The sequence below is a fragment of the Corynebacterium sp. HMSC077G07 genome (assembly GCF_001809225.1).
GTDB classification, from domain to species: Bacteria; Actinomycetota; Actinomycetes; order Mycobacteriales; family Mycobacteriaceae; genus Corynebacterium; species Corynebacterium jeikeium_D.
Map to the genome: position 1 here is coordinate 1 of NZ_KV796540.1, position 4218 is coordinate 4218.

Consider the following 4218-nt stretch of genomic DNA (forward strand, 5'->3'; position numbering starts at 1 on the left):
GTGGTGATGCATTCACCGCCTGAACCTACCGGCCCGAAAGTGTCATAAACTAGGTCAGTTTCACATTTGCAGCCCGTCAGCTTTTAGTCCGTCAGGCCTTAGCCCGCCAAGTCAGTTTTTCGCCGCCAGCTTGCAGCCTCTACCCCTCAATCAACTCCTGTCCCCAGTAAGAATCAGGGGTAGTGCCAGGGGCGATCCAATACACAGCGGAGCCGATGTGACGGTTCCACTCATTGAGCAAATCGCCGCGATCCAAACGGGCCTGGATTGCACTGAATTGGTTGTCCGGGTTCTTCTGGAATGCAACCCAGACCAGGCCAACGTTCGGTCCTTCGAACGGGAAGGCCGGCTCACCGGGCTGGTCTTCGTAGGCATAGGCGCGGCGACGCAGGGCGTCGTCAGGCTGACCATCCTGCTCACGGGAAAGCGCCAAGTGAGACTGGCGGTGGATGAGGTACTCGCCCTGGTCATCGACGGCGTCCATGTCCTCTTCATCGAACTCGTCATTGCCGCCGGAAAGAGGAGCACCGGTGTGGAAGTCACGACCGATAACGATGGAACGATCGTCGGTGCTGAGCTCATCCCAATTGTTCAAGTCGAGCGCAATACGGCGAACAACCATCACGCACGAGTTGTTAATCGCCTTGTCCTTGGAGTCAATCCACACCTGTTCGGACCATTCCTCCGGAGTGGACGGGTTGACGGTGCCGTCGAGCTGGCCCAGCGGGTTGCGTGGGGTAGCGCCGTGAGGCTGCGAACCCCAGGCGTAGGAAAAGCCCTTCTGGAACCACTTCACGCGAGCCCACGGAGCCGCCTTCTTTTCCAGTAGACGGGACGCGGCCGAAACGGTGACGAGGTCATCACCACACAACTGCAGAGCGAAGTCAGACTGACCCCACTCAGGGCGGAGCATGTCATGCTGGAATGACGGGATATCGTGCAGACCAGCCGGCTTGCGCCCTGGTTTGCCGAGGACGTCGAAGATGCGCTCACCGAAACCGGCTGTGATAGTCAGGTTTGCAGTGGCTGCAACCATTTCCGGTTCCAGATACCCCTCGATGTCCTGGCCTTGGGTGAGGCGGCGGGCAACGTCGGTAAGCGAGGAGAACAGTTCCTTCAAATCTGCTGCGTCGATGCCGTCCTTCAAATCGAATGCGACGAGGCGGAGATGTGCTTGGCCGGGCTGTTCAACGCCTGACTGGACCGGGCCATCGAACGGAATCTTGGCGCCCCTCAGGGAAGGTCCGGAAGCCTGTGTCACTCGAGGTCACTCCTTGAAAAGAGGTAGAATAAATAGCTTTTATGACTACGAGCTTAATCACTTTGGTCCCAGCAGGAGAGCATCAAAGCAAAGGCTCGGGGAGGGGGCTAAGTGAATGAGATATTTGTATATTGCGATATACTTCACATCCACAGCCGCCTCGAAGGTGTTCATTAAGGAAAGTGCTGCATATCGCACGTTTTCCGCGCAAGGTGTGTTTTGAGCCTAGCGCGCATAAGGCCTTCGAGTTATGCAGGGGAATCCCGGTGCAAGTCCGGAACTGTCCCGCAACGGTAAGCATCACTGCCAGAGCTTTGGTTTATCCGACGCGTTGATAACCAATCTTTTCAGTGATGACAAGTCCGAATGCCTGCCGGTTGTGCAATTTCATACCCGATGCTGATCACGACTGACGAGGAAATCACGAGATCATGGCAATTCACGCAACCCTCGCGGGCATTCCGCGGATAGGGCGTAATCGTGAGCTCAAAAGAGCTCTGGAAAACTACTGGCGCGACCCGGCGACCGGCGGCCTGCTGGCCGCGACGGCGCGCAACACTGTCAATAGCTACATTGGCGCAGCGCTGAAGGCAGGAATCGACTCGGTTCCGACAATTGGGCGCTCGTTCTACGACTCTATGCTGGATACATCGGCGCTGCTCGGAGTGCTTCCAGCCCGCTTCCAGAATGTCCCGAAAACGGACGGTTCCAACCTACCGGAATGGATCAACCACTACTTCGCCGCCGCTCGCGGTACGAAGACGCAACCGGCATCCGCAATGACCAAGTGGTTCGACACCAATTACCACTACATTGTTCCGGAGCTGTCAGCCGATACTGAATTTACCTCTGACCTCACTGACTGGTTGGATGATTCCTGCAGCTTAAACAATGGCGCCACCACCATGCTGCGCCCTCATTTGATTGGTCCTGTGACCTACTTGAGCCTGTCGCGTACCGACGATGATTCGAACCCACTTGGCCTTTTGGAAAAGTTGACCGATGCGTACGCGGAAATCATCGCTCAACTGGGGGATAAGGGCTTTGAGTGGATTCAGCTCGATGAGCCAGTATTGGTCACTGACCTCGATGAAGTGACTCTTGCTAGGACTCGCCAGGCCTACGAGAAGTTGGCCGGCGTGGCGGAGTCTGCGAATACCAAGTTGTGGGTGCAGACCTACTTTGGTGATGGTGATCAGGCGCTGGAAACCCTTTCTGGCACAGGCGTGCAGGCCATTGGTTGCGACCTGGTAGCAGGTAGCTTTGAGTTGCCGCATTGGACCGGCAAGGAACTGCTGGTTGCGGGCATTGTTGATGGGCGTAATGTGTGGCGCACCGACTTGGATGCAGCCCTGGCGACGCTGGAGAAGCTGGCAGTCCGAGGCCCCATCGCGGTGTCGACTAGCTGTTCGCTGCTACACGTCCCGTACTCCCTGGCCTCGGAAAACCCGAGCGAAGAAGATGCCGAGGTGCTGCAGTGGCTGGCCTTCGGGGATGAGAAAATCGGCGAGGTGACCCTCTTGGCGAGGGCGCTTGATGCCAGGTTGAATGACCGCCAACTCGATGCCGCGGATTTGAAGGCGTTGAGGGAGTCCCGGGCAGCACTGGCATCAAGGGCAGAATCGAAGCGGATTGTTAAGCCTGAAGTTCGTGAAGCTTTGGCAGCAATCGAGGAGAGCGACCGGACTCGTTCCTCGTTTGCAGCTCGCCAGGCGGCTCAGGCTGAGGCCCTTAACCTGCCTCCGCTGCCGACCACCACAATCGGTTCCTTCCCGCAGACCAATAGCATTCGTCGTGCACGTGCGCAGTTGCGCGCGGGAGAGCTCACCCCAGTCGACTACGAATCAGCAATGCTCGCTGAAATTCGATGCTCCATTGAGCAGCAGGAAGAATTGGGACTCGATGTGCTCGTTCACGGCGAACCTGAGCGCAATGACATGGTGCAGTACTTCTCGGAGCAGCTGGACGGCTACCTCGCGACCGCCAATGGCTGGGTCCAAAGCTATGGTTCCCGCTGCGTGCGGCCGCCGATTCTCTACGGTGATATCACCAGGCCAGAGCCAATGACGGTGCAGTGGTACAAGGCAGCGGCAAACATGACTGACCTTCCCGTCAAGGGAATGCTCACCGGGCCGGTGACCATGTTGGCATGGTCGTTTGTCCGTGATGACCAGCCCATCGGTGACACTGCGGATAACGTTGCGCTGGTTTTGCGCGATGAGATTGCAGATCTCGTGGCCGCTGGAGCGCAAATCGTGCAGGTCGATGAGCCAGCCATTCGCGAGTTGCTGCCCCTGAATGAAGCGGACCAGCCCGCCTACCTGAAGTGGGCCGTAGGTTCCTTCCGTCTGGCTACCTCTGGTGTGGCTGACGACATTCAGATTCACACGCATATGTGCTACTCGGACTTCAATGAGCTTATCGACACCGTCGATGATCTCAACGCCGATGTCACGTCCATCGAAGCAGCTCGCAACGGTATGCAGGTGCTCGCAGCGCTGAAAGATGAGGGATACGTTCGCGGGATTGGTCCAGGTGTCTGGGACATCCACTCGCCTCGCGTGCCGACGGACGGAGAAGTCAACCAGCTCGTGGAAGATGCGCTTGAAAGCGTTGACCCCAACCTGCTGTGGATTAATCCGGACTGTGGTCTAAAGACCCGAGGTTGGGAAGAGGTTACGGCTTCACTGAAAGTATTGGTAGCCGCAGCTCAGCAGGCTCGGTTGCAGCTAGCAGAGTAAGTCGCGAACTGCATAGCCGCAAAATAAATAGTGGGTTAAGTAGCAAAAAGTGTGTCCGCTCGGCGTGTTGCCGGGTGGGCACCTTTTGCTACTTAGCCCTACTTAGCCCCAATGCGAGTTAGTGACCTCGGTTATGGCTGGCAGCGGGCCAATGGAGTTACTGACCGCGTTTATAGCAAAAATTGTCCGAAAAATGGCTTGAAAGTGTCATAAACT

Annotated in this window: 2 protein-coding genes and 1 riboswitch; of the genes, one reads left to right on the forward strand and one right to left on the reverse strand. The window is 57.0% G+C overall.

Annotated features, from left to right (window positions below):
- Window positions 1–139 precede the first annotated feature (139 nt).
- A complete protein-coding gene (locus HMPREF2562_RS07960; protein WP_049190646.1) occupies window positions 140–1261 on the reverse strand; it encodes a Dyp-type peroxidase in 1122 nt (373 codons plus the stop codon).
- A gap of 209 nt (window positions 1262–1470) precedes the next feature.
- A riboswitch (cobalamin riboswitch) is annotated at window positions 1471–1654 on the forward strand.
- Window positions 1655–1692: 38 nt separating this feature from the next.
- Between HMPREF2562_RS07960 and metE the strand changes: the two genes are divergently transcribed.
- Window positions 1693–4002, forward strand: coding sequence for a 5-methyltetrahydropteroyltriglutamate--homocysteine S-methyltransferase (gene metE, locus HMPREF2562_RS07965; protein ID WP_070429770.1), 2310 nt, complete (start codon window positions 1693–1695; stop codon window positions 4000–4002).
- Window positions 4003–4218 lie beyond the last annotated feature (216 nt).

Coding starts and splice junctions, on each gene's coding strand:
- metE (WP_070429770.1), top strand. CDS start 1,693: ATGGCAATTCACGCAACCCTCGCGGGCATTCCGCGGATAGGGCGTAAT.